21 protein-coding genes are annotated in these 25086 nt (G+C 72.4%); 6 read left to right on the forward strand and 15 right to left on the reverse strand.

Annotated features, from left to right (window positions below; genetic code table 11):
• Positions 1-254: 254 nt before the first annotated feature.
• Positions 255-1763, forward strand: coding sequence for a DUF7059 domain-containing protein (locus tag NHL53_RS07170; protein WP_433776174.1), 1509 nt, complete (start codon positions 255-257; stop codon positions 1761-1763).
• A 477-nt stretch (positions 1764-2240) separates the two neighbouring features.
• Here the strand turns inward: NHL53_RS07170 and galK are convergent, their stop codons facing one another.
• On the reverse strand, positions 2241-3434 hold the full coding sequence (gene galK, locus NHL53_RS07175) for a galactokinase (protein ID WP_433776175.1): 1194 nt from the start codon (positions 3432-3434) through the stop codon (positions 2241-2243).
• A complete protein-coding gene (gene galT / locus NHL53_RS07180) occupies positions 3431-4615 on the reverse strand; it encodes a galactose-1-phosphate uridylyltransferase (RefSeq protein ID WP_433776176.1) in 1185 nt (394 codons plus the stop codon). The genes galK and galT overlap by 4 nt, the downstream gene beginning before the upstream one ends.
• Before the next feature lie 181 nt (positions 4616-4796).
• Between galT and NHL53_RS07185 the strand changes: the two genes are divergently transcribed.
• The 3 genes from NHL53_RS07185 (at position 4797) to NHL53_RS07195 (ending at position 9642) form a co-directional block, all read left to right on the forward strand.
• Entirely contained in the window at positions 4797-6932 is a 2136-nt protein-coding gene (locus NHL53_RS07185; RefSeq protein WP_433776177.1) for a DUF6049 family protein, read from the forward strand.
• A 10-nt stretch (positions 6933-6942) separates the two neighbouring features.
• The gene (gene murJ, locus NHL53_RS07190; RefSeq protein WP_433776178.1) at positions 6943-8538 is read left to right on the forward strand and encodes a murein biosynthesis integral membrane protein MurJ; all 1596 of its coding nucleotides are present in this window, start codon (positions 6943-6945) and stop codon (positions 8536-8538) included.
• Positions 8539-8757: 219 nt separating this feature from the next.
• On the forward strand, positions 8758-9642 hold the full coding sequence (locus NHL53_RS07195) for a hypothetical protein (RefSeq protein ID WP_433776179.1): 885 nt from the start codon (positions 8758-8760) through the stop codon (positions 9640-9642).
• 183 nt (positions 9643-9825) lie between these two features.
• Here NHL53_RS07195 and NHL53_RS07200 read toward each other — a convergent pair whose 3' ends face one another.
• From NHL53_RS07200 to NHL53_RS07250, 11 genes are all read right to left on the reverse strand, one after another.
• Complete coding sequence (locus tag NHL53_RS07200; RefSeq protein WP_433776180.1) at positions 9826-11823, reverse strand: beta-galactosidase; 1998 nt, start codon at positions 11821-11823, stop codon at positions 9826-9828.
• 138 nt (positions 11824-11961) lie between these two features.
• The gene (locus NHL53_RS07205; protein ID WP_433776181.1) at positions 11962-13569 is read right to left on the reverse strand and encodes a tripartite tricarboxylate transporter permease; all 1608 of its coding nucleotides are present in this window, start codon (positions 13567-13569) and stop codon (positions 11962-11964) included.
• Entirely contained in the window at positions 13569-14087 is a 519-nt protein-coding gene (locus NHL53_RS07210; protein WP_433776182.1) for a tripartite tricarboxylate transporter TctB family protein, read from the reverse strand. Before NHL53_RS07210 ends, NHL53_RS07205 begins: the two co-directional genes overlap by 1 nt.
• Entirely contained in the window at positions 14084-15061 is a 978-nt protein-coding gene (locus NHL53_RS07215; protein WP_433776183.1) for a tripartite tricarboxylate transporter substrate binding protein, read from the reverse strand. The genes NHL53_RS07210 and NHL53_RS07215 overlap by 4 nt, the downstream gene beginning before the upstream one ends.
• 35 nt (positions 15062-15096) lie before the next feature.
• Positions 15097-16080 carry a 4-hydroxythreonine-4-phosphate dehydrogenase PdxA gene (locus tag NHL53_RS07220; RefSeq protein ID WP_433776184.1) on the reverse strand — a complete coding sequence of 328 codons (984 nt, stop codon included), beginning with the start codon at positions 16078-16080 and terminating at the stop codon, positions 15097-15099.
• Positions 16081-16229: 149 nt separating this feature from the next.
• Positions 16230-16922 (reverse strand): GntR family transcriptional regulator, encoded by a 693-nt coding sequence (locus NHL53_RS07225; protein WP_433776185.1) that lies wholly within the window; start codon positions 16920-16922, stop codon positions 16230-16232.
• A gap of 128 nt (positions 16923-17050) precedes the next feature.
• Positions 17051-17983 carry a sugar phosphate isomerase/epimerase family protein gene (locus NHL53_RS07230; RefSeq protein WP_433776186.1) on the reverse strand — a complete coding sequence of 311 codons (933 nt, stop codon included), beginning with the start codon at positions 17981-17983 and terminating at the stop codon, positions 17051-17053.
• Between the two features lie 96 nt (positions 17984-18079).
• On the reverse strand, positions 18080-18769 hold the full coding sequence (locus tag NHL53_RS07235) for a GntR family transcriptional regulator (RefSeq protein WP_433776187.1): 690 nt from the start codon (positions 18767-18769) through the stop codon (positions 18080-18082).
• Entirely contained in the window at positions 18766-19536 is a 771-nt protein-coding gene (locus NHL53_RS07240) for a triose-phosphate isomerase family protein (protein WP_433776188.1), read from the reverse strand. The genes NHL53_RS07235 and NHL53_RS07240 overlap by 4 nt, the downstream gene beginning before the upstream one ends.
• Positions 19537-19539: 3 nt before the next feature.
• Positions 19540-19998 (reverse strand): ribose-5-phosphate isomerase, encoded by a 459-nt coding sequence (locus NHL53_RS07245; RefSeq protein ID WP_433776189.1) that lies wholly within the window; start codon positions 19996-19998, stop codon positions 19540-19542.
• Positions 19995-21731, reverse strand: coding sequence for a dihydroxyacetone kinase family protein (locus NHL53_RS07250; protein WP_433776190.1), 1737 nt, complete (start codon positions 21729-21731; stop codon positions 19995-19997). Before NHL53_RS07250 ends, NHL53_RS07245 begins: the two co-directional genes overlap by 4 nt.
• Positions 21732-21968: 237 nt before the next feature.
• Between NHL53_RS07250 and trxB the strand changes: the two genes are divergently transcribed.
• Together trxB and trxA are read left to right on the forward strand one after the other, a co-directional pair.
• Positions 21969-22919, forward strand: coding sequence for a thioredoxin-disulfide reductase (gene trxB, locus NHL53_RS07255; protein ID WP_433776191.1), 951 nt, complete (start codon positions 21969-21971; stop codon positions 22917-22919).
• 50 nt (positions 22920-22969) lie between these two features.
• The gene (gene trxA / locus NHL53_RS07260; protein WP_433776192.1) at positions 22970-23293 is read left to right on the forward strand and encodes a thioredoxin; all 324 of its coding nucleotides are present in this window, start codon (positions 22970-22972) and stop codon (positions 23291-23293) included.
• A gap of 1072 nt (positions 23294-24365) precedes the next feature.
• On the opposite strand, the gene NHL53_RS07265 is transcribed toward trxA, so the two are convergent.
• The gene (locus NHL53_RS07265; protein ID WP_433776193.1) at positions 24366-24716 is read right to left on the reverse strand and encodes a tryptophan synthase subunit alpha; all 351 of its coding nucleotides are present in this window, start codon (positions 24714-24716) and stop codon (positions 24366-24368) included.
• A gap of 52 nt (positions 24717-24768) precedes the next feature.
• Complete coding sequence (locus NHL53_RS07270; RefSeq protein WP_433776194.1) at positions 24769-25026, reverse strand: Rho termination factor N-terminal domain-containing protein; 258 nt, start codon at positions 25024-25026, stop codon at positions 24769-24771.
• Positions 25027-25086: the final 60 nt, after the last annotated feature.

Raw genomic sequence — 25086 nt, forward strand, 5'->3', positions numbered from 1 at the left:
TATCCGGCGGCCCAGGGATCCCATGCCCCGCCGACTCCGCGCCGATGCACGACGACGCCACAATCCCGCCCAACGCCCCGAAACCGGCGCGCTGCCCGCCCCGCACGGAGAAATGGCGTCGTCGTGCATCGGGCCACCGCCGACCTGCGCCGCGCACCGCACCGACGCGCCCCGCACCCCGTCGACGCGCCCGGCCTCCACCGCCCCGCCGACTCCGGGCAGGGCAGCCCAGGCGCCCGCGCGACAATGGGCGGATGCCGAATCCCGATCCCGCCCTCTGCCGAGACCTCGCCGCCGACCTCGCCGCGGCGGGGCTGCGCTCCTCCGCCCTGCGCGACGCGTGGGGCGCCGAGGCAGACGACGCCGTGCGGAGGGGCCTGCGCACCCCGGGCCTCCGCGCGCTCGCCGACCGCGACGACGCACTCGCGACGCTCGCCCGCCTGCTGACCCTCGGCCGGACGCAGCCGACCGAGGCGGTCGACCGCGCGCTGCCGACCGCCAGATCCCGCGGCCTCGTCGCCCTCGGCCTCGCGCAGCGCGACGGCGATCTCGTGCGGCCGGTCGCGACGATCCGCCCCCAGGACTCCCTCGGCGCCGAATGGTGGATCGTCGCCGGCCTCGACGAGCTCGCGTCGGACAGCGGCGCGCTCGCGGAGGACTTCGTGCTCGGCGTCGGCCGCGCCTCGCTGACCCTCGCGGGGCTGCAGCTGCCGACGCCCGCGGGCCGCGTGCTCGATCTCGGCACCGGCTGCGGCATCCAGGCCCTCGTCGCGCGGCAGCACGCCGACGCGGTCGTCGCGACCGACATCTCGGAGCCGGCGCTCGCCTGCGCGCGTCTCACCGCCCTGCTGAACGGCGCGTCGGGGATCGAGACGCGGCGCGGATCCCTCTTCGATCCCGTCGCCGGCGAGACCTTCGATCGCATCGTGTCGAACCCGCCGTTCGTCATCACGCCGCGCACCGCCGACGTTCCCGCATACGAGTACCGCGACGGCGGCCTCGTGGGCGACGCGCTCGTCGAGCAGGTCGTGCGCGGCGCGGGGGAGCATCTCGTCCCCGGCGGCGCCTGCCAGCTGCTCGGCAACTGGGAGACGCGAGACGGCGTCGACGGCCTCGATCGCGTGCGCGCCTGGGTGGAGTCGTCACCCGTGCCGCTCGACGCGTGGGTGATCGAGCGCGAGCGCCTCGATCCGATCGCCTACGCCGAGATGTGGATCCGCGACGGCGGGACGGTGCCCGGATCGCCCGCGCACGATCGGCTGCTCGGCGCCTGGCTGGACGACTTCGCGGAGCGCGGCGTGACGGCGGTCGGCTTCGGGTACGTGCTGCTGCGCCGCGCGGCGGGCGCGCCGACGCTGGCGCGCTACGAGCGGATCCCGCAGCCGATCCCCGACGAGACCGCGCTCGGCGCGCATCTCGCCGACGCCCTCGCGGTGCACGACGCGCTCGCGGTCGTCGACGACGAGGCGCTCGCGAACGCGACCCTCCGCGTCGCGCCCGACGTGACGGAGGCGCGCCACCACATGCCGGGGGAGGAGAACCCGACGCTGATCGAGCTGCGCCAGGGTGCCGGGTTCGGGCGCTCCGTGCAGGCCGACCCGGCGCTCGCGGGGCTCGTGGGCGCGAGCGACGGCGAGCTGACGGTCGGGCAGATCGTCGGCGCCCTCGCGCAGCTGCTCGAGGTGGACGAGGAGGCGCTGAGCGGATCCGTGCTGCCCGCCGTGCGCGCGCTGCTCGTGGACGGGTTCCTGCGCTTCGCGTGAGCGCCGAGCGTGTCTCGCTTCTGGCGAGAATGACGCCTGCATACCCGCCACATGCGAGACATGCATGCGCAACCCACGCACGCGTGTCTCGCTTCTGGTCGGAACCGGGCTGCTTTCCCGCCGGATGTGAGACATGCCGTACGCGAGACATGCCGTACGCACCCCACCCAAGCGTGTCTCACGTCTGGTCGGAAACCGGGCCGGATTCCCGCCGTATTCGAGACACGCTGGCGCAGCCCACGCATGCATGTCTCGTTTCTGGTCGGAAACCGGGCTGATTTCCCGCCACATGCGAGACACGCTGATCGTGGGGCAGGCGGATCCACGTCATCCCCACGGCGGACACCCGCGGGCCGGCGACGCAAGCGGATCCGCCCCCGCAGGCCCACGCGCGAGCCGGCCCGCCCTCGCCCCAGCCCGGCGACGGGCGCCGTGACTCCCGCACCCCACCCGGCGACGCGCCCGCGCCGCAGGCCGTCACGCGTCGCGGCGGACGCCCTCCGACGGCTCGACCGTGAAGAGGTGGGGCGCGCGGAAGCCGGCGGCGTCGAAGGCCGCCGCGACGGCGCGCGACACCGCGTCGACCGCGGCGCGCTCGACGAGGGCGATGGCGGATCCGCCGAATCCGCCGCCCGTCATGCGCGCGCCGATCGCGCCCGCCGCGAGCGACGCGTCGACGGCGGCGTCGAGCTCGGGCACCGAGATCTCGAAGTCGTCGCGCATCGACGCGTGGGACGCCACGAGCAGATCGCCGATGGCGCGCGGGCCGGAGGCGTCGAGGGTCCGGACCGCGTCGAGCACGCGCTGGTTCTCGGTGACGATGTGCCGTACCCGGCGGAAGGTCTCGTCGTCCAGCGTCCGACGGGCGCGCTCGAGATCGTCCGTCCCGAGGTCGCGCAGCATCGGCACGCCGAGGGCCGCTGCACCGCGCTCGCACGCCGCGCGCCGGTCGCCGTAGCCGCCGGTCGAGTGCGCGTGCGTCACGCGGGTGTCGATGACGAGCAGCGCGAGGCCCTCGCCCGCGAGCCCGAGATCGACGGATCGGGTTTCGAGCGTGCGGCAGTCGAGGAACGTCGCCGCGTCGACGCGCCCCATGACGGAGGCGACCTGGTCCATGATCCCGGTCGGAGCCCCGACCGCCTCGTTCTCCGCGCGGCGGCCGATCTTCGCCATGTCGATGAGCGACAGGTCGAGGCTCCACAGGTCGCTCAGCGCGCCGGCCGCGGCGCCCTCGATCGCCGCCGACGACGAGAGGCCGGCGCCGACCGGGACGTCGGAGGCGATCGCGATGTCGAGGCCCGTCGCGCGGGCGTCCGGGCGCGCGGCGAGCGCCGCCCACGCGACGCCGAGGGGGTAGGCCGCCCATTCGGCGACCGCGCCGCTGCGCACGGCCTCGCCCGCGGGCCCGGAGAAGAGCCCGTCGAGCTCGTCGAGCGCGACCTCGACCTGCTCGTCGCTGAACGTCGACGCGACGCGGATCCGCTCGTCGTCGCGGGGGCCGACGGCGGCGAAGGTGCGCTGGGCGATGGCGAAGGGCAGCACGAACCCCTCGTTGTAGTCGGTGTGCTCGCCGATGAGGTTCGCGCGGCCGGGAGCCGACCAGACGCCCGCGGGCGCGGATCCCGTCAGCGATCGGAACAGGCGGATCGCGTCGTCCTGGGCGGCGGTCATGCGTCGACCTCGCCCGCGCGCGCGATCGCGTCCCGCAGCCGCTCGGCGCTCTTCTCGGGCGGGATCTCGGCCGTCCAGGCGCTCATGGCGGCCTCGGAGCCGGCGAGGAACTTCAGCTTGTCGGCGGCGCGGCGGGGCGAGGTGAGCTGCAGGTGCATGCGCACCGCGTCGCGTCCCGTGCTCACGGGCGCCTGGTGCCAGGCGGCGATGTACGGCGTGGGGTCGTCGTAGAGGGCGTCGACCCCGCGCAGCAGCCGCAGGTAGACGTGCGCGAGCTCGTCGCGCTCGTCGCCCGTCAGCTCGGTGAAGTCGGCGGCGTGACGGCGGGGCACGAGGTGCGCCTCGACGGGCCAGCGGGCCGCGAACGGCACGTACGCGACCCAGTGCTCCGCCTCGATGACGGTGCGCGGCCCGGCGAGCTCGAACGCGAGGATCCGCTCGAACAGGTCGGGGCCCTCGGCGTCGATCTGGCGCAGCAGCGCCTGCGTGCGCGGCGTGACGTACGGGTAGGAGTAGATCTGGCCGTGCGGGTGGTGCAGCGTCACCCCGATCTGCTCGCCGCGGTTCTCGAACGGGAAGACCTGCTCGACGCCGGGCAGCGCGGACAGCGCGGCGGTGCGGTCGGCCCAGGCCTCGATGACGGTGCGGGCGCGGGCGACGCTCTGCGTGCCGAACGACCCCGTGCGCTCGGGGCTGAAGCACACGACCTCGCAGCGGCCGATCGCCGTGCGCGTGCGGCCGAGCCCCGGAGCGGCGAGGTCGTCGAGCCCCTGCGGCGCGTCGTCGCCCTGCGGAACGCCGCCCGTCGCCTCGGCGAGGGCGGGACCGAGCGAGGGGGACCGGTTCTCGAAGACGGCGACGTCGTAGACGCTCGGCACCTCGGAGGGGTTGGTCTCGCTCTGCGGCGCGAGCGGATCGAGCTCGGCCGGCGGCAGCATGGCGCGGTTCTGGCGGTTCGCGGCGACCGTGATCCACTCGCCCGTGAGCACGTCGCGGCGCATGGACGCGGTCTCCGGGCGAGGATCCAGAGCGCGGCCGTCGATGCGGCGCTCGGCGGGGAGGGTCGTGTCGGCGTCGTCGTAGTAGATCAGCTCGCGGCCGTCCGCCAGCCGATCGGTGCGACGCACGACGCCCCCCGTGAGCGGCTCGGCGGTCAGCGGGCGGATGTCGTCTTCGGGCATGGGGATCTCGCGATTCGTCAGCGGTGAACGGGCGCGGCGATGTCGCCCGCGCACGGAGAGTCACTGGCGATCCTAGAACGCCGCGGGCCGCGGCGCGGATCGCAGATGGAGGGTCAACACGGGAGGCGTCCGTAAGATCGCTGGGGAACCGGGCGGTCCTGACTTCCGCGCGGCCCTTCTTATGACCACATCGCTCCTGATCCGACGCCGTGCCGCGCTCTGCGGCGCCGCGCTCGCGCTCGCGCTGACGGCCGCGCCCATCGCCGCGCACGCGGACGTCCCGGCGCCCCGGCAGCTGCCGGCGACGGTCGCGAACGCCGAGCCGGAGCCCGGCGACGACGCGGAGGGGCGTCCGCCCCTGCGCATCGCGCCGACGTCTCGCGGCGTCGTGACGGGCGGATCCGCCTCCGTGCGCGTCGAGATCGCCAACTCCTCCGGGGAGGAGATCCCCGAGTCGTCGGTCGCGATCTCCCGCGGGGACCGGCTCGGCTCCGCGCGCGACATCGACGCGTGGCTCGACGGGTCGGCGTCGACCTCGCTCACCGAGCTCGACTCCCTCGACACCGAGACGGTGGGCGGCGGCGACGTTCTCGGCACGTCGACGAGCGTCGACCTCGGAGACATTCCGTCCGGCGTATATCCGCTGCACGCCCGCTTCGACGGCGCGAACCCGGCGACCGAGGCGCGGAGCCTCCTCATCGTCACGGGCGGGGATCGACCGGCCGTGGCGATGGTGATGCCGATCACGGGCCCCGTGGACACGCGGGGCCTCTTCTCGGCGGACGTGCTCGCGACGCTGACGGGCGAGGACGGCCTCCTCTCGGCCCAGCTCGACGCGGTGGAGGGCACCGCCGCTGTGCTCGCGGTGGATCCGGCGATCCCCGCGGCGATCCGCGTGCTGGGCGAGGCCGCGCCCGCGTCGGCGACCGAATGGCTCACGCGGCTGGAGACCCTGCCGAACGATCGCTTCGCGCTGCAGTTCGCCGATGCCGACGTGACGGCTCAGCTCGACGCGGGTCTCGCGACGCCGCTGGGTCCGGCCGGTCTCGACGCATACCTCCCGGGGGATGTCACCGAGGCGCCGGAGCTCGACGATCTGCTCGACATCGGCGGGCAGGCGTCCTCGTCGATCGTCTGGCCGGCCCCCGGCTCGGCGGACGACGACACGCTCGCGGCGATCGGCGACGCGCGGGTCCTCGTGCCCGCGAGCTCCACGGTCGACGGGTCGCCCGCGCTGGGCCAGTCGGTCCTCGCCTACGACGACGCGGCCGGCGACGCCCTCCTCGAGGCCGCGCAGGCGACCTCCTCGTTCGACCGCGAGACAGCCCTCGTGGCCGCGACGGCCGAGCTGTGGCTCGGCGCCTCGGAGACCGACGGCCCGCTGCTCGTCGCGCTCGACCGCATGGGATCGGATGAGCTCGACACCGACGCGGAGGGCGTCACGTCGCCGTCCACCGCGCCCGACGTGACGGCGGACGGGCTGCGGGAGGCCGTGCAGGCGGGCCTGCGCAGCCCCGCCTTCGCGCCGACGGGCCTCTCCGACGCCCTCGCGGCGGGAAGCGGATCCGTCGCCCTGCGGGAGGCGCCCGACGACGAGGAGCGCGTCGCGGCGGTGCGGCGCTATCAGGAGCTCGCCCCGGCGATCTGGCACATCTCGACCGCGCTCGAGCGGCCCGAGCTGCTGCGGGGGCAGACCCGCGCCGAGATGCTGCGCTTCCTCTCCGTGGGCTGGACGACGAACCACGACGCGTGGGCGGATCGCCGGGTCGCGTTCGAGGCGGAGCTCGCGCGCCGCGGCGAGGCGATCGATCTGCAGGATCCGTCGCCGGTGCATCTGCTCAGCCCCGAGGCCGACATGCCGGTGTGGATCCGCAACGACCTCCCCTACCCCGCGCGCGTCGTCATCGAGGCGGTGCCGGACGACCCGCGCCTCAGCATCGAGCAGCGCACCGAGGTCATCGCGCAGCCGGAGAGCTCGACGCGCGTGACCATCCCGATCGAGGCCCGCGTCGGCAGCGGCGACCTCGTCGTGCACTACGCGCTCCACGCCATGACGGGCGAGCAGATCGGGCCGCCGCGCGACATGCAGGTGGCCGTGCGCGCCGAGTGGGAGCGCATCGGCGTCACCGTGCTCGTCGTGCTCGTCGTGCTGCTGCTCGGCGCGGGCACGTACCGGCAGATCCATCGTCGCCGCCGCGACCGCGCCGAGGCCGCGGAGGAGGAGGCGGCGGAGCGCGCCGACGCGGATCCCGATGGCGACGGATCCGATGACGCCGCAGGTGAGGATCCCTCGCATTCCGAAGACGGCATGAACTGAAGGACGGCGAATGGGCCTCGGACGATCCAGCGCGCTCATCGCGGCGGGAACCCTCACCTCGCGGGTGACGGGCCTGCTGCGCTCGATGGTGCTCGTGAGCGCGATGGGCGCGACGGTGATGTCGGCCGACGCGTTCACGATCGCGAACCAGCTGCCGAACTACATCTTCCAGGTCATCTCGACGGGCGTGCTGACGGCGGTCTTCGTGCCGCTCATCGTGCGCTGGTCGCGGGAGGAGGACGGCGGGCGCCGCCTCATCTCGAAGCTCTTCACCCTCGCGACCCTCATCCTGCTCGTCATCACCGCCATGTCGATGCTGCTGGCGCCGCTGCTCGTCTCGGCGATCTCGAGCTTCCGTCAGCCCGAGCAGTTCGAGCTGACGGTGGCGTTCACCCTCTGGTGCCTGCCGCAGATCTTCTTCTACGGGATGTTCGCGCTCGTGGGCGAGACGCTCAACGCGCGCCGGGTCTTCGGCCCATACGCGTGGGCGCCGATCGTCAACAACGTCGTGTCGGTCGCCGGGTTCGGCGCGTTCATCTGGCTGTTCGGCGGCGGCGGGCATCCGGTCGAGGAGTGGACGCCCGCGATGATCGCCCTCATGGGCGGCACGGCGACGCTGGGCATCGTCGCCCAGACCGTGACGCTCGTGGTCTTCTGGCGCCGCACGGGTCTGCGGCTGCGGCCGGACTTCCGGTGGCGCGGCATGGGCCTCGGCCAGATCCGCAACCTCGCGGGGTGGAGCGTCGGCATGCTGCTCGTGGGCCTCGGCGTCTCGGTGGTCCAGCAGAACATCATCACGACGGCGTCGGAGACGGGAGACGCCTCGTCGACCGTGTGGTTCAACGCCTGGCTCGTGTTCATGCTCCCGTATTCCGTCATCGTCATGAGCATCGGCACCCCCTACTTCACGCAGCTCAGCGAGCACGCGGCCGCGGGCCGCGACGACGAGGTGCGCGGCGACATCGGCCGGGCGACCCGCACGCTGGGGCTCCTCGTGGTGCTCGCGACGGCGGCGATCACCGCGGCCGCGCTGCCCGCAGCCCGGCTGGTGACGAACGACGTCTCGGAGGCCTCCGCCGCCGCTCCCGTGCTCATCGCTTTCCTCGCGGGGCTCGTGCCGATGGCGGTGCTGTTCGTCGTGCAGCGCACCTTCTACGCCTACGGCGACACCCGCACGCCGTTCCTCTTCACGCTGTTCCAGGCGGTGCTGTGCGCCGCCGGTGCGCTCGTCGCGTGGTCGCTCGTGGGCGAGACGCACCTGACGATGGCCGTCGCGGCGGCCCAGTCGCTGTCGAGCGTCGCCCAGCTGGTCCTCGCGTCGTTCCTCCTGCGCCGCCGGCTCGGCCGGCTCGGCATGGCGCGCTCGCTCGCGGCGCTCGTCCGCTTCGCGATCGCCGCGATCCCCGCGGGCCTCGCGGGCTGGGCGGTGTTCGCGTGGATGGGCGGTCCCGAGAGCTGGATGCTGACGAGCAAGTTCGCCGCCGCCGGCGGCTGCCTCGTCATCGGATCCGTCTGCGCCGTCGTCTACGTCGCGCTCCTGGCCCTCCTCCGCGCCCCCGAGCTGAAGAGCGTCGTCGGCATGGTGCGCGGCCGCCTCGGGCGCTGAGGGATCCGCTCTCCCCGCTGACGGGCGCGAGCGCCTCTCCGCAGGCGGGGAGCGCAGTGACGCGACCCCACCCGCTGCCGTGATCTCATCCGCCCGCACCCCGGAGGCCCGATGAACGTCCACGACACCCGCGAGCGCCTCGATCTGCTGATCGCGCTGGGGCAGGGCTTCCTCGAGTCGGGGTAGTCGTCGAGCCAGACCGAGCGCACGCTCGAGGCCGTGGCGGCCGCGGTCGACCTGCCCGACGTGGCCCTCTCGGTCTACGGGCCGGTCCTGACGCTGGAGCACGTCTCCCCGGAGGGGGCGGTCACACCGGCGCGGGGCACGGCGCGCGCGATCGACGTGATCGACGCCGACCGGCTGCGGGTGCTCGGCCACCTCGCCGTGCCGCTCGTGCAGCTCGGCCTCGTGGAGCCGGTCGGCGCCGCCGCCGCATTCGCGGTGAGCTGGCTGCTGATCCTGCCGCTGCCGCAGGTCATCGAGGCGACCACCGACGCCGTGGAGGGCGCCTACACGTCGGCCCTCGTGCGCGTCGCGAACGTGGCGGTGACGGCCGGCGGCATCGCGATCGGCGGATCCATCGTGCTCTTCACGGGATCCGCGCTCGATCTCGACGACCCCGTGCTGGACGAGCTGCCGAGCCTGCCCTGGTACCTCGGCCTGGTGTTCGCCGCGCTCGGCGCGATCGCCAACGCGTTCGCGAACGGCGGGAGGGCGACGCTGATCCTGCCCGCGGCGGCCCTCGGCATCGTCACGAGCGCCGCCAGCCAGGCGCTGCAGCTGACCGACCTGCCGTTCGGGTGGGCGGCCGCGATCGCGGCGGTGCTGCTCGGCTTCGTGTCGGTGTTCCTCGCGCCGCGGGTCGGCTACCCGTACCCGGTGCTCGCGCTCATGGGCATCACCGGCGCGCTGCTCCCGGGTCTCACGGTGTTCCGCGGCGTCATCCACCAGATGTCGGGCGGATCCGGCATGGATCTCTTCCTGCAGGCCGGCGTGACCTGCATCGGGCTGGGCGTGGGCGTCGCGTTCGGCGTCTACGCCGCCGTGCTCACGGGCGCCCGCAGCGTGCGGGCGCAGGTGGCTCCGCCCGTGCGCCGCCGCTGAGAGCCGTCCTGTCGGAGATCCTCGCGCGGAGCTGCCGCCCTGGCCCGAACCCGCCCCTCCCGCCCCCGATCTCCGACGGAACGACACCGTCCCCACGAACCGCGCAAACGAGTGTGCTCTCACGGAACAGCAGGCGCCGCCGGACCGACCGGCCCCGACCACCGACCCCGCCGGTGAACCCCCTCAGCGCCGCAGCACCGCGACGCCGCGGGGCTCGAGCGCACCGCCGCCCACGAGGAACTCGCCCTCGACCCCGGCGAGCGCGATCTCGTCGTCGGTGCGGTTGAGGAGGAACCAGAACACGTCGTCCCCCGCGCGGCGCGCGACGAGCTCCACGGATCCGATCAGCGAGTCGGGAAGCTCCGAGGACACGCCGGCGGGGGCGAGCAGCTCGGGCAGCAGCGCCCGCAGCCCCTCGGCGCCGAGGCGCGTCGACACGTAGGACGCGGATCCGGATCCCACGCCCCTCCTCGTCACGGCGGGGCCGCCCGCGAGGTCGCCGGAGGTGTAGGTCGCGAGCACCTCGACGTCGTCGGCGACGAGGTCGATCGGCTCGCTCCACAGGTCGCCGGAGACGCCGAGCGACAGCGGCTCGGTCTCGTCGTCCGCCAGGGGCCGGAACTCCTCGGCGCGGATCCCGAGCATCTCGCGCAGGGCCCCGGGGTAGCCGCCCAGCCAGATGTGGTCGTTCTCGTCGACGATGCCCGAGAAGTAGGTGGCGACGAGGGATCCGCCCCCGCGCACGTAGGCCTCGAGGCGGTCGCGGAGCGCGGAGGGGACGACGTGCAGCACGGGCGCGATCACGACCGGGTAGGCGTCGAGGTCGGCGTCTGCCGGCACGACGTCGGCGCGGATGCCGAGGTCGGTCAGCGCGCGCCACCAGTCGAGCGCCTCGCGGTGGTAGTCGAGCCGGTCGGTGGGGTGCGAGTCGAGCTCGCCGGCCCAGCGCGACTCCGCGTCGAAGAGCACGGCGACCTGCCCGCGCTCGCGGTCGGATCCCGCGACGGGGTCGAGGTCGCGCAGCAGGCCGCCGAGCCGCACGACCTCGCGGAACAGGCGCGAGTCGGATCCGGCGTGCGGCACCATCGCGGAGTGGTACTTCTCGGCCCCTGCCCGCGACTGGCGCCACTGGAAGAAGCAGACGGCGTCGGCGCCGTGGGCGACGTGGGTGAGGGAGTCGCGCACGAGCTCGTTCTGCCGCTTGGGGCGGTTGATCGGCTGCCAGTTGACGGCGCTCGTCGAGTGCTCCATGAGGAACCAGGGGCGGTGGCGGGCGATGCCGCTCGTGAAGGCGGCCGAGAAGGCCAGCTCGTCGCGTCCCGCCGTGACGTAGTGGTCGTTCGAGACGAAGTCGACCTCGTGCGCCCAGTCGGCGTAGTCCATGGCGCGGGTGCCGCCCATGACCATGAAGTTCGTGGTGACGGGCACGTCGGGGGAGAGGCGGCGCAGCACCTCGCGCTCGGCGACGAGGTGCGCCTTCAGCGCGTCGGACGAGAACCGCGCGAAGTCGAGCTGCTGCGTGGGGTTGGGGAATGTCGCGGCGAGGCGCGGCGGGAGGATCTCGTCGAAGGATCCGTACTGCTGAGCCCAGAAGGCGGTCCCCCAGGCGTGGTTGAGCCCCGCGACGGTGCCGTACCGCGCCTCGAGCCAGGTGCGGAACGCGCGCGCGGCGTCGTCCGAGTAGTCGTAGGCGTTGTGGCAGCCCAGCTCGTTGCTCACGTGCCAGGCGACGACCCCGGGGTGGGATCCGTACCGCGCGGCGAGCGCCTCGACGAGCGCCAGGGCGTGCTCGCGGAAGACGGGGGAGGTCGGGCGCCAGTGCTGGCGGCCGCCGGGCGAGAGCACGTGCCCCTCGCGGGTGCGGGGGAGCACCTCGGGGTGGGCGGTCGTGAGCCAGGCGGGCGGCGACGCGGTGGCGGTCGCGAGGTCGACGCCGATGCCGTTCGCGTGCAGCAGATCGATGACCTCGTCGAGCCAGGCGAAGTCCCACTCGCCGGGCGCCGGCTGGATCCGCGCCCACGAGAAGATCCCCACCGACACGACGTCGACGCCCGCCTCCCGCATGAGGCGCACGTCCTCGTCCCACACCTCCCGCGGCCACTGCTCGGGGTTGTAGTCGGCGCCGAACGAGATGCGGCGCGGGCGGTCGGGGTCGGTGCGGAGCCAGCGGCGGGGGAGCATCGGGATCCTCTGGTCGGGGCGTGCGGGAGACGGAGGGAGGGTCTCTCACACCCTGCCAGATGCGCGCGTCCGCGGGTGAGACGAGGAGCCGCCCGGAGCGATCTCCGGGCGGCTCCTCGTCTCACGTCGACGCAGGCGTCACTTCTTCGTGCGCTTCTTGGCCTTCTTCCTCCGCGAGGAGGCGAGGTACTCCGTGGGCACGCTCGTCGTGACGGGCTCGCGGACCTCCTCCATCATCGCGTCGGCGTCGGCGATCTTCAGGCCGGTCGCCGAGCGCCCGCGGATCATCGCGAACACCGGAGGGCCGACGAGCAGCAGCGCCGCGACGACGAGGATGACGATGGCCGTCGGGCTCGCCACCACGACCCCGAGGAGATCCCCGCCGCCGAGAGCGGACGACTGCACGAGCGCCTTCTCGAACATCGGGCCGATGACGAGACCGAGCACGAGCGGGGCGATCGGGAAGTTCATCCTCTTCATGAGATACCCGACGATGCCGAACACGATCACGACCCACAGGCTGAAGGTGTTGTTCGAGATCGCGAAGGCGCCGATCAGCGCGGTGAAGATGATGAGCGGGTACAGGTAGCCGTAGCGCAGGCGGAGCAGCTGCGCGAAGACCGGAGCGAGCGGCAGGTTCAGGAGGAGGAGCAGCAGGTGTCCGATGAGGAAGGACACGAGCAGGCCCCACACGAGCCGCGGCTCCTGCTCGAACAGCAGAGGTCCGGGGGTGATCCCGTAGAGCAGGAAGGCTCCGAGGAGGACGGCGGTCGTCGCGCCGCCCGGCACCCCGAGGGTGAGGGTCGGTATGAACGCGCCGTTGGCCGCCGCGCTCGTCGCGGCGTCGGGGGCGGCGACGCCCTCGATCGCGCCCCGTCCCATCTCCTTGCGGTGCTTCGAGAAGCGCTTCTCCGTGCCGTACGCGAGGAACGACGCGAGCGTGGATCCGGCGCCGGGGAGGATGCCGACGAGGAACCCGATGACGGTGCCGCGCACGGTCGGCGCACCCGACCTCCTGAAGTCCTCCTTCGTGAGCATCAGGTCGCGGAAGCGCGCCTTGATGGGCTTCGGCTGCCCCTTGTCGAGCTGGTTCAGCAGCTCGCCCAGGGCGAAGAGGCCGATCATCACCTCGATGAACGGGACCCCCGAGAACAGGTCGACGCTGCCGAACGTGAAGCGCGCGACGCCCGTTCCCATGTCGATGCCGACCGTGCCGATGAGCACGCCCACGACGCACATGGCCATGCCGAGCAGCACGTTGCCCGACGAGAACATCGAGATGGTCGCGAAGCCGAGCAGCATGATCGCCATGATCTCGACCGGGCCGAAGCCGAGGGCGATGTTCGCGAAGAACTGGGCGAGGGTGAACAGCAGGATCACGGTCACGATCGATGCGGCGAACGCCGAGATGGCGGAGATCGCGAGCGCCTGGCCCGCGCGCCCCTTGCGCGCCATCTGATAGCCGTCGAGCGTGGAGACCACCGAGGAGGCCTCGCCCGGAGTGGCGATGAGGATCGCGGTGATCGTCGCGCCGTACTGCGACCCGTGGTAGATGCCCGCGAGCATGATGAGCGCCGTGAGCGGGTCGAGCGTGAGCGTCAGCGGGATGAGGATCGCGACGCCCGTCGCGGAGCCGAGGCCGGGGAGGATCCCGATGACCGTGCCGAGGAGGACGCCGATGAAGCACCACAGCAGGTTGTCCAGCGACAGCGCGGCCTCGAAGCCGATGAGCAGGTTGTCGAGCATCAGAGGATCCCCTCGAAGACGCCCATCGGGATGGGCACGCGGAGCACGAGCACGAAGAGCGCGTAGGCGATGGCCGCGGCGAGCGCGGCGACCAGGATCGACGGGAGGATCGGCATGCGCTCGATCACGATCGTGAGGGTCCCCACGAGCAGCACGAGCGGCGGGATGAGCCCGAGCACCGGCACGAGGAGGACCGCGAGGATGATGAGACCGAACACGGTCAGCAGCTTGATCATGCTCGCGCGGGACATCCCCGTGTCGCCGTCCTCCTCGACGCCCGAGTCGCCGAGGAGCACGGAGCCGGTGCGGATCTCCTGCACGATGAGCGCGATCCCGAGCAGCAGCGCGAGCATGCCGGCGACGCGCGGGAGGAAGCCCGGGCCGACCTGGTCTCCGTACCGGAAGAAGTCGTACTCGAACGACAGGGCGAAGAAGGCCGCGCCGATCAGCGCGATCACCCCGTAGGCTGCGACGACCCCGCGGCGGACGCGCCGCGGAGCGTGAGTCGTCTCGCTCATTCTGCGAAGTACTCCTGGATCTCGGCGTCGTACTCGTCGAGGTACGTCGCGAACTCGTCGCCGTAGAGCTGCTTCTCGATGAGCAGGTCGGTGGTGATGTAGTCCTTGTACTCGTCGGTCTCGACCGCGCGCTTCACCTCGTCGATCCAGAACTGCTGGGCCTCGTCGGAGATGTCGGGCGCCGCGAGGATGCCGCGCCAGATGACCACGGTGGCGTCGATGCCCTCCTCGATCGCCGTCGGCACGTCCGCGAGGACCTCGTCGTCGGCGTAGCGCTCCTCGGTGAGCGTGCACAGCGCCTTGAGGTCGCCGCTCTCGACGTAGGGCTTCACGGCGGCGGCGCTGGCGGGCGCCGCGTCGATCTGTCCGCCGAGGATTCCGGTGATGACCTCTCCCGTGGATCCGAAGGGCACGCGGTCGGCGTCGAGACCCGCCTCGTCGAGGTGGTGGAGCACCATGCCGTCGGCGCCGAAGGTGCCGCTGACGCCGACGGAGAGTCCCGTGGAGTCGACGAGATCCGAGCAGGTGTCGAGGTCGGAGTCGGCGGGTGCCACCACCATGCGCGAGTCCTCGGCGAACAGCGCGATCGGCGTGAAGTCCGCGTAGGTCCACGGCACGTCGACGCCCTCCTGCATCGGGAGCGTGTGGATCGCGGTCTCGGCCTTCACGAGATGCTGGGGCTGACCAGCCAGGCCGTAGAAGTACGACCAGCCGACCGCGCCGCCCCCGCCTTCGCGGTTCTCGACGACGGTGCTGTACCCCTCGGCGCCCTCGTTGATCGCCTGCGACATCACGCGCATGGCGCGATCGCTGCCGCCGCCGGCGGCCATGGCGACGACCATCTTGACGGTGCCCGAGGGCGAGTACTCGCCGTCGGAGGAGCCTCCCGATCCTCCCGAGCTGCCGGAGCAGCCCGCGAGGACGAGAGCGGATGCGGACAGGAGGGCCGCCGTGGCGGCGATGCGTGACGTCATCGTCATTTCCCTTTCGAGGTTCTGCGGGCCCGGCGTCAGGAGCCGGACGCGCGGCTCGACGCGACGGCGACGGCCACGTCGAAGGCATTCTGAGTGGAGGTGAGGTCGGCGACGTTCTCGCCGACGATGCCGAAGGCGGTCCCGTGGGCGGGAGTGGCGATGACGACGGGGAGCCCGCCCTGCACCGTCACGCCGCCCTCGAAGCCGAGCAGCTTCATCGCGATCTGCCCCTGGTCGTGGTACATCGTGACGATGCCGTCGAAGCGGTCGCGCTGGAGGAAGATCGTGTCGGCGGGGAGGGGTCCGTCGACGTCGATCCCGGAGTCCTTCGCCTCTTCGACGCCGGGGCGGATCACCTCGATCTCCTGCCGCCCGAAGAGGCCGTTCTCGCCGTTGTGCGGGTTGAGCGCGGCGACGCCGAGACGGGGCGAGGCGAGACCGGAGTCGCGCAGCACGCCGTGGAGCAGCTCGATGGCCGCGACGACGCGCTCCTGCGTGACGAGCGCGGCGACATCCTGGATCCCGACGTGCGACGTGACGCGCGCCGTCCAGAGGCCGTCGAGGATGTTGAGCTCGGAGGTGGTTCCCGTGTACCCGAGCTCCTCGGCGAACCAGCGCAGCTCGTCCTCGTGGTTCATCCCCGCGAGGTGCAGGCTCGTCTTGTTGAGGGGGGCGAAGACGATCGCGTCGGCCTCCCCCTCGTTCACGAGCGCGAGCGCGCGGAGCAGCTGGTGCTTCACGCGCGCGCCGGCGGCCTCGCTCACCACGCCGAGCTCGATGGGCTCCGTCGGCGCGCTCCCGTCGTCGAGGAGCACGATGCCGTCCTCGAGGTCCGCGCCGATGGGCGGGACGTCGACCTGAGCCTGGGCGGCCGCGGCCTCGAGCTCCGAGCGATCCGCGAGCAGGAGGATCCGAGCGGCCCGACGGTTCTCGGGGCGGGACATGAGCTTCGCGGCGAGCTCGGGGCCGATGCCGGCCGGGTCGCCGAGAGTCAGCGCGATGCGGGGTCGATTCGTCACGGGTACTCCATTGTCTCGAGGGGAAATCTATCCTATAGGATATCTGGGAAGGATCCGCTGTCAACCCCTCGTCGAAAGGCGCGGAGAGGGCCGAGACAGAGAGGCGCCGCCCGCCCCTCGGGACAGACGGCGCCGACGGACCCACCGCCCTATTCGGGCTGCGGCGCCTCCGCCAGCGACCTCTCGAGCACCCCGCTGAGATGCGCCTCCAGCGCCTTCAGGGCGCCGTCGTAGTGATGATGCCGGACCTTCTCGAGGATCCGCGCGTGCTCCTCGTACGCGGTGCGCGCGTCGAAGGAGGCCGGCCCTCCCGTCCACGTCTGCCGCATCCGGTGCGTGTAGATGCGCAGGTTCTCGACCATCCCGCGGAGGTAGCGGTTGCCCGCGTGATCGAAGAACGCCTGGTGGAACGCCCAGTCGGCCTGATAATGCTCGTTCATCAGCGAGAAGTCCATCTCCTGCTCGCCCTGCGCTGCGATCCGCTCCAGCACCTCGGTGTGCTGTCGGTGAGCGGCCTCGAGAGCGGCGCTGAGGGCCTCCCAGTCGTCGAACGCCTTGCTGAGGGCCGCCGTCTCCACGATCCGGCGCGCCTCGAGCAGCTCGGCCATGTGCTCGCGATCGAGCGGGGACGCCACCACGTAGCCGCGCAGCGCGGCGTACTCGACCAGCCCGGAGCGCTCGAGCGAGACCAGCGCCTCCCTGACCGGGGTCGGCGAGACCTCCAGGTCGCGGGCGAGCCCGTCGATGCTGAGGCGCGCGCCCGGCTCCCAGCGGCTCTCGAGAAGGCGCTGCAGGATCAGCTCCTCGACCTCCTCGCGCAGCACCTGTCGTCGAATGCCCATCGGCGCTCTCCTTCATCAGCGCGATCGGCACGGCGGGCAGGATGGTCCGCACGGGTTCGGAGAAGCCATCGCGCTACCGTCCCGAGCGTAGCAACAGCATCCTCGCGCCCCGTGCAGCGCCCCTCCCGTCAGCCCTTCGGCAGGAGGGAGCGGATGTAGTCGCGGTTCGTCGCGCAGACGCCCAGGCTGTCGCCCCCGTACTGCTCCATGAGGAAGATGCCGTCGAACCCGGCCGCGAGCGCCTCCCGCACGACCTGGCGGTAGTTGATGAGCCCGCCCTCCGCGGTCGTCGGGACCGCCGTCGCCCACGAGCCGTCCGCCGCCTCGTCGCGCATGTAGTTCTTCACGTGCCAGTAGTTCGCGTAGGGGAGGGTCTTCGCGTACATCTCCCGCCAGTCCTCGATCGGCCGATGGAGCCGGATGAGGTTGCCGACGTCCGGGTTGAGCCCGACGCTGTCGAGGCCGATCTCCTCGACGAGGCGCACCGCGCCGTCCGCCGTGCCGAGGTAGGTGTCCTCGTACATCTCGAGCGACATCCTCAGCCCGACCTCGGCCGCGTGCGTCCCGAGCTCGCGCAGCCGGGAGACCGCGGTCTGCCACACCTCGCGGTCGTCCGGATCCGCCGGTCCCTGCGCCGTCCAGAACCACAGCGCCTCACGCTGGGCCGCGCTGAAGGGCTGATGGAGCCCCGTCGAGAACACCTCCATGCCCCACTCCGCCGCGGCGTCGATGGTCCGGTGGGCGTACTCGAGGTTGCGCTCGCCCTCGCCGGGCATGATCACGCTCTGGCGCTGCACGTGGATGCTCGGAAGCCGCACCCCGTGGGAGGCGGCGATGGAGAGGAACTCGTCCCGACGCACGGGATCGAGATCCGCCGGTCGCACATGGCTGTCCGAGAGCTCGGCGAGGTCGAAGCCGACGTCGGCGACCTGCGCGAACATGTCGTCCCAGGCCTCGGCTCCCGCATCATGGAGCGGAACGCCCTCCTCGGTCGTCGGCCGGAGGCCGTGCAGACAGGTGGCGATCGGCCAGGTCTCGGCCGTGTAGGGCGGCGTGCTCATAGTCTGCTCCAGTGCAGGGGACAGGAGAATCCGATTCGGATCCTGTAGGATCTATGAAATTGTAGCATCCGGCGCCTGCTGCTCTCGTCGTGAGCGTCAGCGCGCCGCGAGGGAGCGACCCCGCACGCCGAGGATGTGCGCGCGCATCCTCTCGACGGCCTCAGCCGGTGCGCTCTCGAAGGCCTCGACGATCCGCCGATGCTCCTCGTGCGCCTCCTCGACGTCGTCGACGCCGCGGATCGCGGCCTGCCGCATCCGATGCGTGAGCGCCCCGAGGTCCTCGTGCATCGCCAGGAGATGGCGATTCCCCGCGCCGACGAACAGCGCGCGGTGGAATGCGGCGTCGGCCTCGAAGTACGCCCGGATGAGCGGCACCGGGCTCGCGCCGCCCCTCAGCGCATCCGACAGCCGCCGGGCTGCCTCTCCGTGCGCGTCATGAGCGTCCCGCAGCACGACCCGCACCTCGTCCGCCCGCGCACTCGCCAGCCGCGTCGCCTCGCTCTCCAGCATCAGGCGCGCATCGAAGAGCTCGACGAGCCCCCGGTGGTCGAGCGGGGGAGCCACCCGATACCCCTTGAGCGCCTCGCGCGTCACGAGCCCCGTGCGCTCGAGCTGCACCATCGCCTCGCGAACCGGCGTCGGCGAGACGTCCAGCTCCCGTGCGACGAGGTCGATCGAGAGCCGCTGGCCGGGCTCCTCCTCCCCCTCCAGAAGCGAGCGGAGGATCCGGTCGTACACCTGATCGCGCAGGGCGCGCCGCCTGACCTCGGCTGTCGCGACGCTCATGCGGCGCCGAGCTCCAGCGCCTCGTCGAGGATCGCGCCGAACGCCGCGGGGTCGTGCGCGAATCGCCCGAGGAACATGCCGTCGACGTCCGGGGCGATCCGGGGCAGCAGACCCGGCCCCGCGCTCCCGCCGTAGATGACCTGAGCGGGCGAGAGGAGCGCATCGTCGGCGAGGTGCTCGCGGAGAGCGCCCGTCACGCCGCGGATGTGCGATTCCGCGGCCGGCTCCGGCGCACCGATCGCCCACACGGGCTCGTAGGCGACGATCAGGCGGCCCCCGACGCCCTCCTCCCGCGCCCGCCGCAGCGATCTCTCGAGCTGCGAACGGCATTCGGCGGCGGCCGCCGCCGGATCCTGCTTCCGCTGCTCGCCGATGCACAGCACCGGCGCGAGCCCCGCGCGGAGCGCCGCAGCCGTCTTGAGCGCGACCGTCTCGTCGGTCTCGCCGAACAGCGCGCGCCGCTCCGCGTGGCCGATCTCGACGAGGCTCACGCCGTGCTCGACGAGCTCCGGACCCGAGACCTCGCCCGTGAAGGCGCCGGACGGCTCCCAGTGCATGTCCTGAGCGCCGACGCGCAGTCCGGCGCCGGCGGCTGCCGCGACCGTCTCGGGGATGGAGGGGAAGGTGGGGATGACGAAGGGCTCGACGATGCCCTGCGCGACGGCGGGATGCTCGGCGCACAGCTCGGCGACGGATCGCACCCAGTCGCGGGTGCGCGCGCGGCCGAAGTACATCTTGAGGCTCGAGCCGATCGCGAACCTCGCCACGGGTCAGGCCCCTTCGTAGGCGCAGATGTCGTCGACGTTCGCCTTCGAATGGCTCGTCGGATCGAACTCGTACGTCAGCCACTCGCCCGCGAGGCGGCGGGCGAGCTCGATGCCCACGACCCGCTGCCCCATGCAGAGCACCTGCGCGTCGTTGGAGAGGATCGAGCGCTCCACCGAGAAGGAGTCGTGCGCGGTGACCGCGCGGATCCCCTTGACCTTGTTCGCGGAGATCGCCACGCCGAGGCCGGTGCCGCAGATGAGGATCGCGCGATCGGCCTCGCCCGCCGCGATACGGGTGGCCGCCTCGATCGCGACATTCGGGTACGAGGTGTCGTCGGACGTCGAGCCCACCCCCACGTCGGCGACGCTCTCGACGAGCTCGCTCGCCTCGAGATCGCGCTTGAGGATCTCCTTGTAGTCGTGCCCGGCCCTGTCGGATCCGATGATCAGTCGCAGTGTCATGAGTTCCCGTTCTCCTCGATGTGGTCGAGCACGTCGGCGATCGCCGTGCAGATGAGCGCGAAGGACACCGCGCCCGGGTCGGGGGTGCCGATGGACCGGTCGCCGTGCGCGCGAGCGCGGCCGAGCGTCGCGGACATCGACGCCGTGGCGCGGGCAGCCTCGGTCGACACGGCGGCCGCGCGACGCCAGGCGCCCGCGAGCGTCGCGCCCTCGTCGACGCCGCGACGCAGCTCGTCGGCGAAGGGGACGATCGCGTCGATCATGGTCTTGTCGCCGACCTGGGCCTTGCCGAAGGACATCACGGCCTCCCGCGCCGCCGTCGCTCCCGAGACGACCGCATGACGGTCGACGACCGCGTCGTCGCCGAGCGCGGCGCCGACGGAGCGCAGCATCCGCGCCCAGATCGCGCCGGACGTGCCTCCCGCTCGGTCGCTCCAGGCCCCCGCCGCCCGCGCCAGGACCGTCTCCGCTCCCGCGCCGCCCGCGCCCGCTGACCGCGCGGCTTCGCGCGCGCCCGTCGCACCGCGCTGCATGCCGATGCCGTGGTCGCCGTCGCCGGCGATCGCGTCCATGCGCCCCAGCTCGTCGGCGGCGGCGTCGATCGTCTCCGCGATGGTCTCGAAGATGCGCACGACATGCGCCGCCGCGACGCGCGACTCCGCACTGGCCTCGGGGATCTCCTCCTCGGCCTCCTCCTCGAACACCCGCTCGACGCGTTCGCGGGGAGCGACCGATCCCTTGCGGTATCCGGCGGCGTCCGCGGGGGCGCCCCAGAGCTCCTCCAGCTCGTCGTCCAGCCAGAACAGGGTGAGCGAGCAGCCCGCCATGTCGAAGCTCGTGCAGAGCTCGCCCACCTCGGGCTCCACCACCGTGATCCCGCGCTCTGCGAGGAGGCTGCTCACGGCGCGGAAGACAACGTACATCTCCTCGTGCTTGACGGAGCCGAGGCCGTTGAGCAGCGGGACGACGCGCGCCCCCCGCGCCTCCACGCCGTCGGGGATCTCGGTGAGCAGCTTCTCCACGAACATCGCGGCGAGCTCGTCCGCCGTGGGGATGTCGACCTCGTCGATGCCCGGCTCGCCGTGGATCCCGAGCCCGACGGCCATCCGGCCCTCCGGGACGGTGAACAGGGGCTCGTCCGCGCCGGGGAGGGTGCAGCCGGTGAACGCGACGCCGAACGAGCGGGTGCGCTCGTTCGCGAGGATCGCGAGGCGCTCGACCTCGTCGAGGTCCGCGCCCTTCTCGGCGGCCGCGCCGGCGATCTTGAAGACGACCAGGTCGCCCGCGATGCCCCGACGGCGTTCGCGCTCGTCGGGGCCGGCGCTCCAGACGTCGTCGGTCACGGTCACCGTGCGGACGTCGTGCCCCTCGGCGCGCAGCCGATCCTGCGCCTCGCCGAAGTGCAGCACGTCGCCGGCGTAGTTCCCGTAGGAGAGCAGCACGCCTCGTCCCTGGTCGCTCGCCTTCGCGATCGAGTGGACCTGCTGCGCGGAGGGCGAGGCGAAGAGGTTGCCCATCGCGGCTCCGTGCGCCAGGCCGGGCCCGACGAGCCCGCCGAAGGCCGGGTGGTGTCCGCTTCCGCCGCCGACGACGAGGGCCACCGTGGGCTCCTCGCTCCGCGTCGACCGCACGACCCCTCCCGGGGCGGCGGCGACCCAGCGGCCGGATGCGGCGACGAAGCCCTCGATCATCTCGTCGACGAATGCGGAGGGCTCGTTGAACAGGCGCGTCATTCTCAGCTCCGTTGCCTCGGGTACCTGCGGTGACGTTCGTTCGGAAACAATATCCTACAGGATCTTTGAAATCAATCGTCGGCTGCTCTGCGCGAGCGAGGAGCCGTTCACGGCATGCTCGGGGCGGCGCCCCGCCCGGGCGCCGCCGACCGTCGGACGGCGGGAGGACAGGCGGCGGGAATACCCGCGCCGTAGCATGGGTTCCAGCCTCAGAACACGCCCGAGAAAGGCATCCCTGTGCGAGACCTCATCATCATCGGTTCCGGCCCTGCCGGCTGGACCGCCGCCATCTACGCCGCGCGCGCCAACCTCAAGCCGGTCGTCATCGCCAGCCAGGTCGAGGTGGGCGGCGAGCTCATGAACACGACCGAGGTCGAGAACTTCCCCGGCTTCCCCGAGGGCATCATGGGTCCCGACCTCATGGCCAAGATGCAGCAGCAGGCCGAGCGCTTCGGCACCGAGGTCGTGTACGACGATGCCGCGGCTGTCGACTTCAGCGGCGAGGTCAAGCGCGTCACGCTCGGATCCGGCACGGTCGAGGAGGCCAAGGCCGTGATCTTCGCGACCGGATCCGCGAACCGCAAGCTCGGGATCCCCCGCGAGGACGAGCTCTCGGGCTACGGCATCTCCTGGTGCGCCACGTGCGACGGCTTCTTCTTCCGCGAGAAGACGATCGCCGTCGTCGGCGGCGGCGACTCCGCGATGGAGGAGGCCACGTTCCTCACGAAGTTCGCCTCGAAGGTGTACCTCATCCACCGCCGCGACGAGTTCCGCGCCTCGCAGATCATGCAGCAGCGCGCCTTCGACAACGAGAAGATCGAGGTCATCTGGAACTCCGAGATCGCGGAGCTGCAGGGCGAGTCCGCGCTGTCGGGCGTCGTGCTGCGCGACACGGTGACGGGGGAGACGCGCGAGCTCGCCGTCGATGGGCTGTTCATCGCGATCGGCAACGACCCCCGCACGCACCTCGTGCACGACGTGCTCGAGATCTCGCCCGAGGGCACGATCGCGGTCGACGGACGCACCTCGCGCACGTCCGTGCCCGGCGTCTTCGCCGCCGGCGACGTCATCGACCCCACCTATCGCCAGGCCGTCACGGCCGCCGCCAGCGGCACCGTCGCGGCCCTCGACGCCGAGCACTTCCTCGCGGCCCTCAGCGACCGCGAGAAGGTCGTCGCGTCCGCCTGATCCGCCCCGCGGATCCCCTCACCCCACAGACCGACACAAGGGAGAATCCCATGACTGCGAAGGCCACCTCCTCCGCGACGTTCGAGCAGGACGTGCTCCAGGCCGACGGCCCCGTGCTCGTCGACTTCTGGGCCGAGTGGTGCGGCCCCTGCCGCATGGTCGCGCCCGTGCTCGACGAGATCCAGGCCGAGAACGCCGACAAGATCACGATCGTCAAGCTCAACGTCGACGAGAACCCCGACCTCGCCATGCAGTACCAGATCACCTCCATCCCGGCGATGAAGGTGTTCCGCGGCGGCGAGGTCGCGACGACCATCATCGGCGCCAAGCCGAAGCAGGCGCTCGAGCAGGACCTCGCCGAGTTCCTGCGCTGACGCACGCGACGAGAGGGGCGATCGGATCAGTCCGATCGCCCCTCTCGCGTATCCGCGCGGGGTCCTTTCGCGCGTCCGCACGAGTGGATTCTGCTGCGGGTCGTCGCTCCGCCCCGGGAACGGCACCTGGCCCCGGCGCGAGTGTTCGCGTGCGGATCCCCGCGGGACGCGACCGGCGGGTTCGCCCCCTGCCTCTGGTCACAGGTCCTCGCGCGCGCCCGCGCCGGCCGACTCGACGTGCCGGCCATCGCCCTGCCTGGATCGCGCCTGGCGCCGACCGTCGCACCCGACGTGGGGATCCGAGCGATCAGCGCCGGCTGCGGGCTCGAGAGGGATCTGCCACCAGCCACGCCTCGCTACTCCCGTCGAGCACCCCTTGCTCGCTCCGGTTCGTGGATAGCGCCCATCGGCTGCGGCGCCGCCCGGATTCGCGCCCGCTCGGCTTCCCAGATCGACATCACCCGGCCCAGGTCCGCCCCGGAAGGCTCACCGCCCCGTCGGGTGCGCGAACGACGCCGCGATCCCCCCGTTGCCACCGCCCGCGAGGTTCTGCGCCCGCCTGACGCGCGTCCGCTCCGGCTGACTCAGCGTGCGGATCGTCGCTCCGCCTGGCTCGCGAATGGTGCAGAGTTTCGCGACCGGCGCCGAGATCCGACAGCTCAGCGCCGATCGCGAACCGGCCGAGTCGCCGAGCAGAACTGCGGGAATCACGCGCTCAGCGGAACCCTGGTCGGGGATCCCTCCGCAGAAGCCGTGTTCTCCGCGAGACGGGACCCGCGAGCCCGCCCGTTCGACCGGGGATCCCGCGAACGCCGGACGGATCCCGCCGAAACGATCCGGCGTTCGCGGGATCCCCGGCGGAAGCGATGTGCTCGCCCGAAGCCGCCCGCGGCGGTCTGCCCGCCGGATCCTCGACGGCGGATCCGTCCGCGGGGCCGAGGAGCCGCGGACCGGCGGCGCCGACGGGGACGAGCCGCTCACGATCTCCTGCGCGGGTCGCGAGCAGGGGTCGCCCGTCGCGGCCGCATACGCGCTCGTGCGGGCAGCGGCTTCGCCGATCCGGGGCCGCGCCTCAGCGGTCGCCGATGACGCGCACGACCGCGTCCCAGCGCCGGTGCGTGTTCTCGGCGCCCATCATGCCCCAGACGGCCCGAGACAGCTCGGGGTACTGCGCGGCGATCTGCCTCAGGAGCCGCTGGTTGCGCGCGTGCGTGGGGCGCAGGCCTCCGTCGGCGGCGATGTGCTCCGCTCGCAGCGTGAACACGACGAGCTCGTCGATCGTGGGCAGGTCGTCCATGAAGTCCCACGGGTCCTCCCCGGCGCGCAGACGCTCGATCACGAGGCTCTCCCGCTCCTCCTCCGCCTCGGCGCGCAGCACCTCGACGCTCGCGCGCCGGGGGAGGAGGGGATCCGCGGAAGTCACCGATTCAGCCTACGCGCGCGGCCCTGCGCGGGGGCCGCGACGGCGGCATCGCTCAGTGGTCGCGCAGAGCGTCGACGAGCTCCTGCTTGCGCATGCGGGAGTAGCCCGTGAGCCCGATCTCGCGTGCTCTCTGACGCAGCTCGTCGACCGTGCGGTCCTCGTAGTCCTCCGCGGATCCGCCGCGACGCCCGACGGCGGATCGCCCGTCGCGCGCGGCCGCGTTCGCGATGCGCGCCGCCTTCTCGGCGGACGCGCCCTCCTCACGCAGGCGCTGGTACAGCTCTTCGTCCTTGATCTGCGGTTCCGGCATGATCGCCTCCTTCGCTCTCGAACGAGCGTCAGCCAGAGCGGGTCGAGCCGACGCGCGCAC

The organism is Microbacterium sp. gxy059 (genome assembly GCF_050958665.1).
In the GTDB taxonomy this organism is placed as follows: domain Bacteria; phylum Actinomycetota; class Actinomycetes; order Actinomycetales; family Microbacteriaceae; genus Microbacterium.

Coding starts and splice junctions, on each gene's coding strand:
- NHL53_RS07215 (WP_433776183.1), bottom strand. CDS start 15,061: ATGACGTCACGCATCGCCGCCACGGCGGCCCTCCTGTCCGCATCCGCT.
- NHL53_RS07205 (WP_433776181.1), bottom strand. CDS start 13,569: ATGCTCGACAACCTGCTCATCGGCTTCGAGGCCGCGCTGTCGCTGGAC.
- NHL53_RS07170 (WP_433776174.1), top strand. CDS start 255: ATGCCGAATCCCGATCCCGCCCTCTGCCGAGACCTCGCCGCCGACCTC.
- NHL53_RS07185 (WP_433776177.1), top strand. CDS start 4,797: ATGACCACATCGCTCCTGATCCGACGCCGTGCCGCGCTCTGCGGCGCC.
- NHL53_RS07225 (WP_433776185.1), bottom strand. CDS start 16,922: ATGGGCATTCGACGACAGGTGCTGCGCGAGGAGGTCGAGGAGCTGATC.
- NHL53_RS07235 (WP_433776187.1), bottom strand. CDS start 18,769: ATGAGCGTCGCGACAGCCGAGGTCAGGCGGCGCGCCCTGCGCGATCAG.
- NHL53_RS07200 (WP_433776180.1), bottom strand. CDS start 11,823: ATGCTCCCCCGCCGCTGGCTCCGCACCGACCCCGACCGCCCGCGCCGC.
- NHL53_RS07270 (WP_433776194.1), bottom strand. CDS start 25,026: ATGCCGGAACCGCAGATCAAGGACGAAGAGCTGTACCAGCGCCTGCGT.
- trxA (WP_433776192.1), top strand. CDS start 22,970: ATGACTGCGAAGGCCACCTCCTCCGCGACGTTCGAGCAGGACGTGCTC.
- NHL53_RS07245 (WP_433776189.1), bottom strand. CDS start 19,998: ATGACACTGCGACTGATCATCGGATCCGACAGGGCCGGGCACGACTAC.
- galT (WP_433776176.1), bottom strand. CDS start 4,615: ATGCCCGAAGACGACATCCGCCCGCTGACCGCCGAGCCGCTCACGGGG.
- murJ (WP_433776178.1), top strand. CDS start 6,943: ATGGGCCTCGGACGATCCAGCGCGCTCATCGCGGCGGGAACCCTCACC.
- NHL53_RS07210 (WP_433776182.1), bottom strand. CDS start 14,087: ATGAGCGAGACGACTCACGCTCCGCGGCGCGTCCGCCGCGGGGTCGTC.
- galK (WP_433776175.1), bottom strand. CDS start 3,434: ATGACCGCCGCCCAGGACGACGCGATCCGCCTGTTCCGATCGCTGACG.
- NHL53_RS07230 (WP_433776186.1), bottom strand. CDS start 17,983: ATGAGCACGCCGCCCTACACGGCCGAGACCTGGCCGATCGCCACCTGT.
- NHL53_RS07250 (WP_433776190.1), bottom strand. CDS start 21,731: ATGACGCGCCTGTTCAACGAGCCCTCCGCATTCGTCGACGAGATGATC.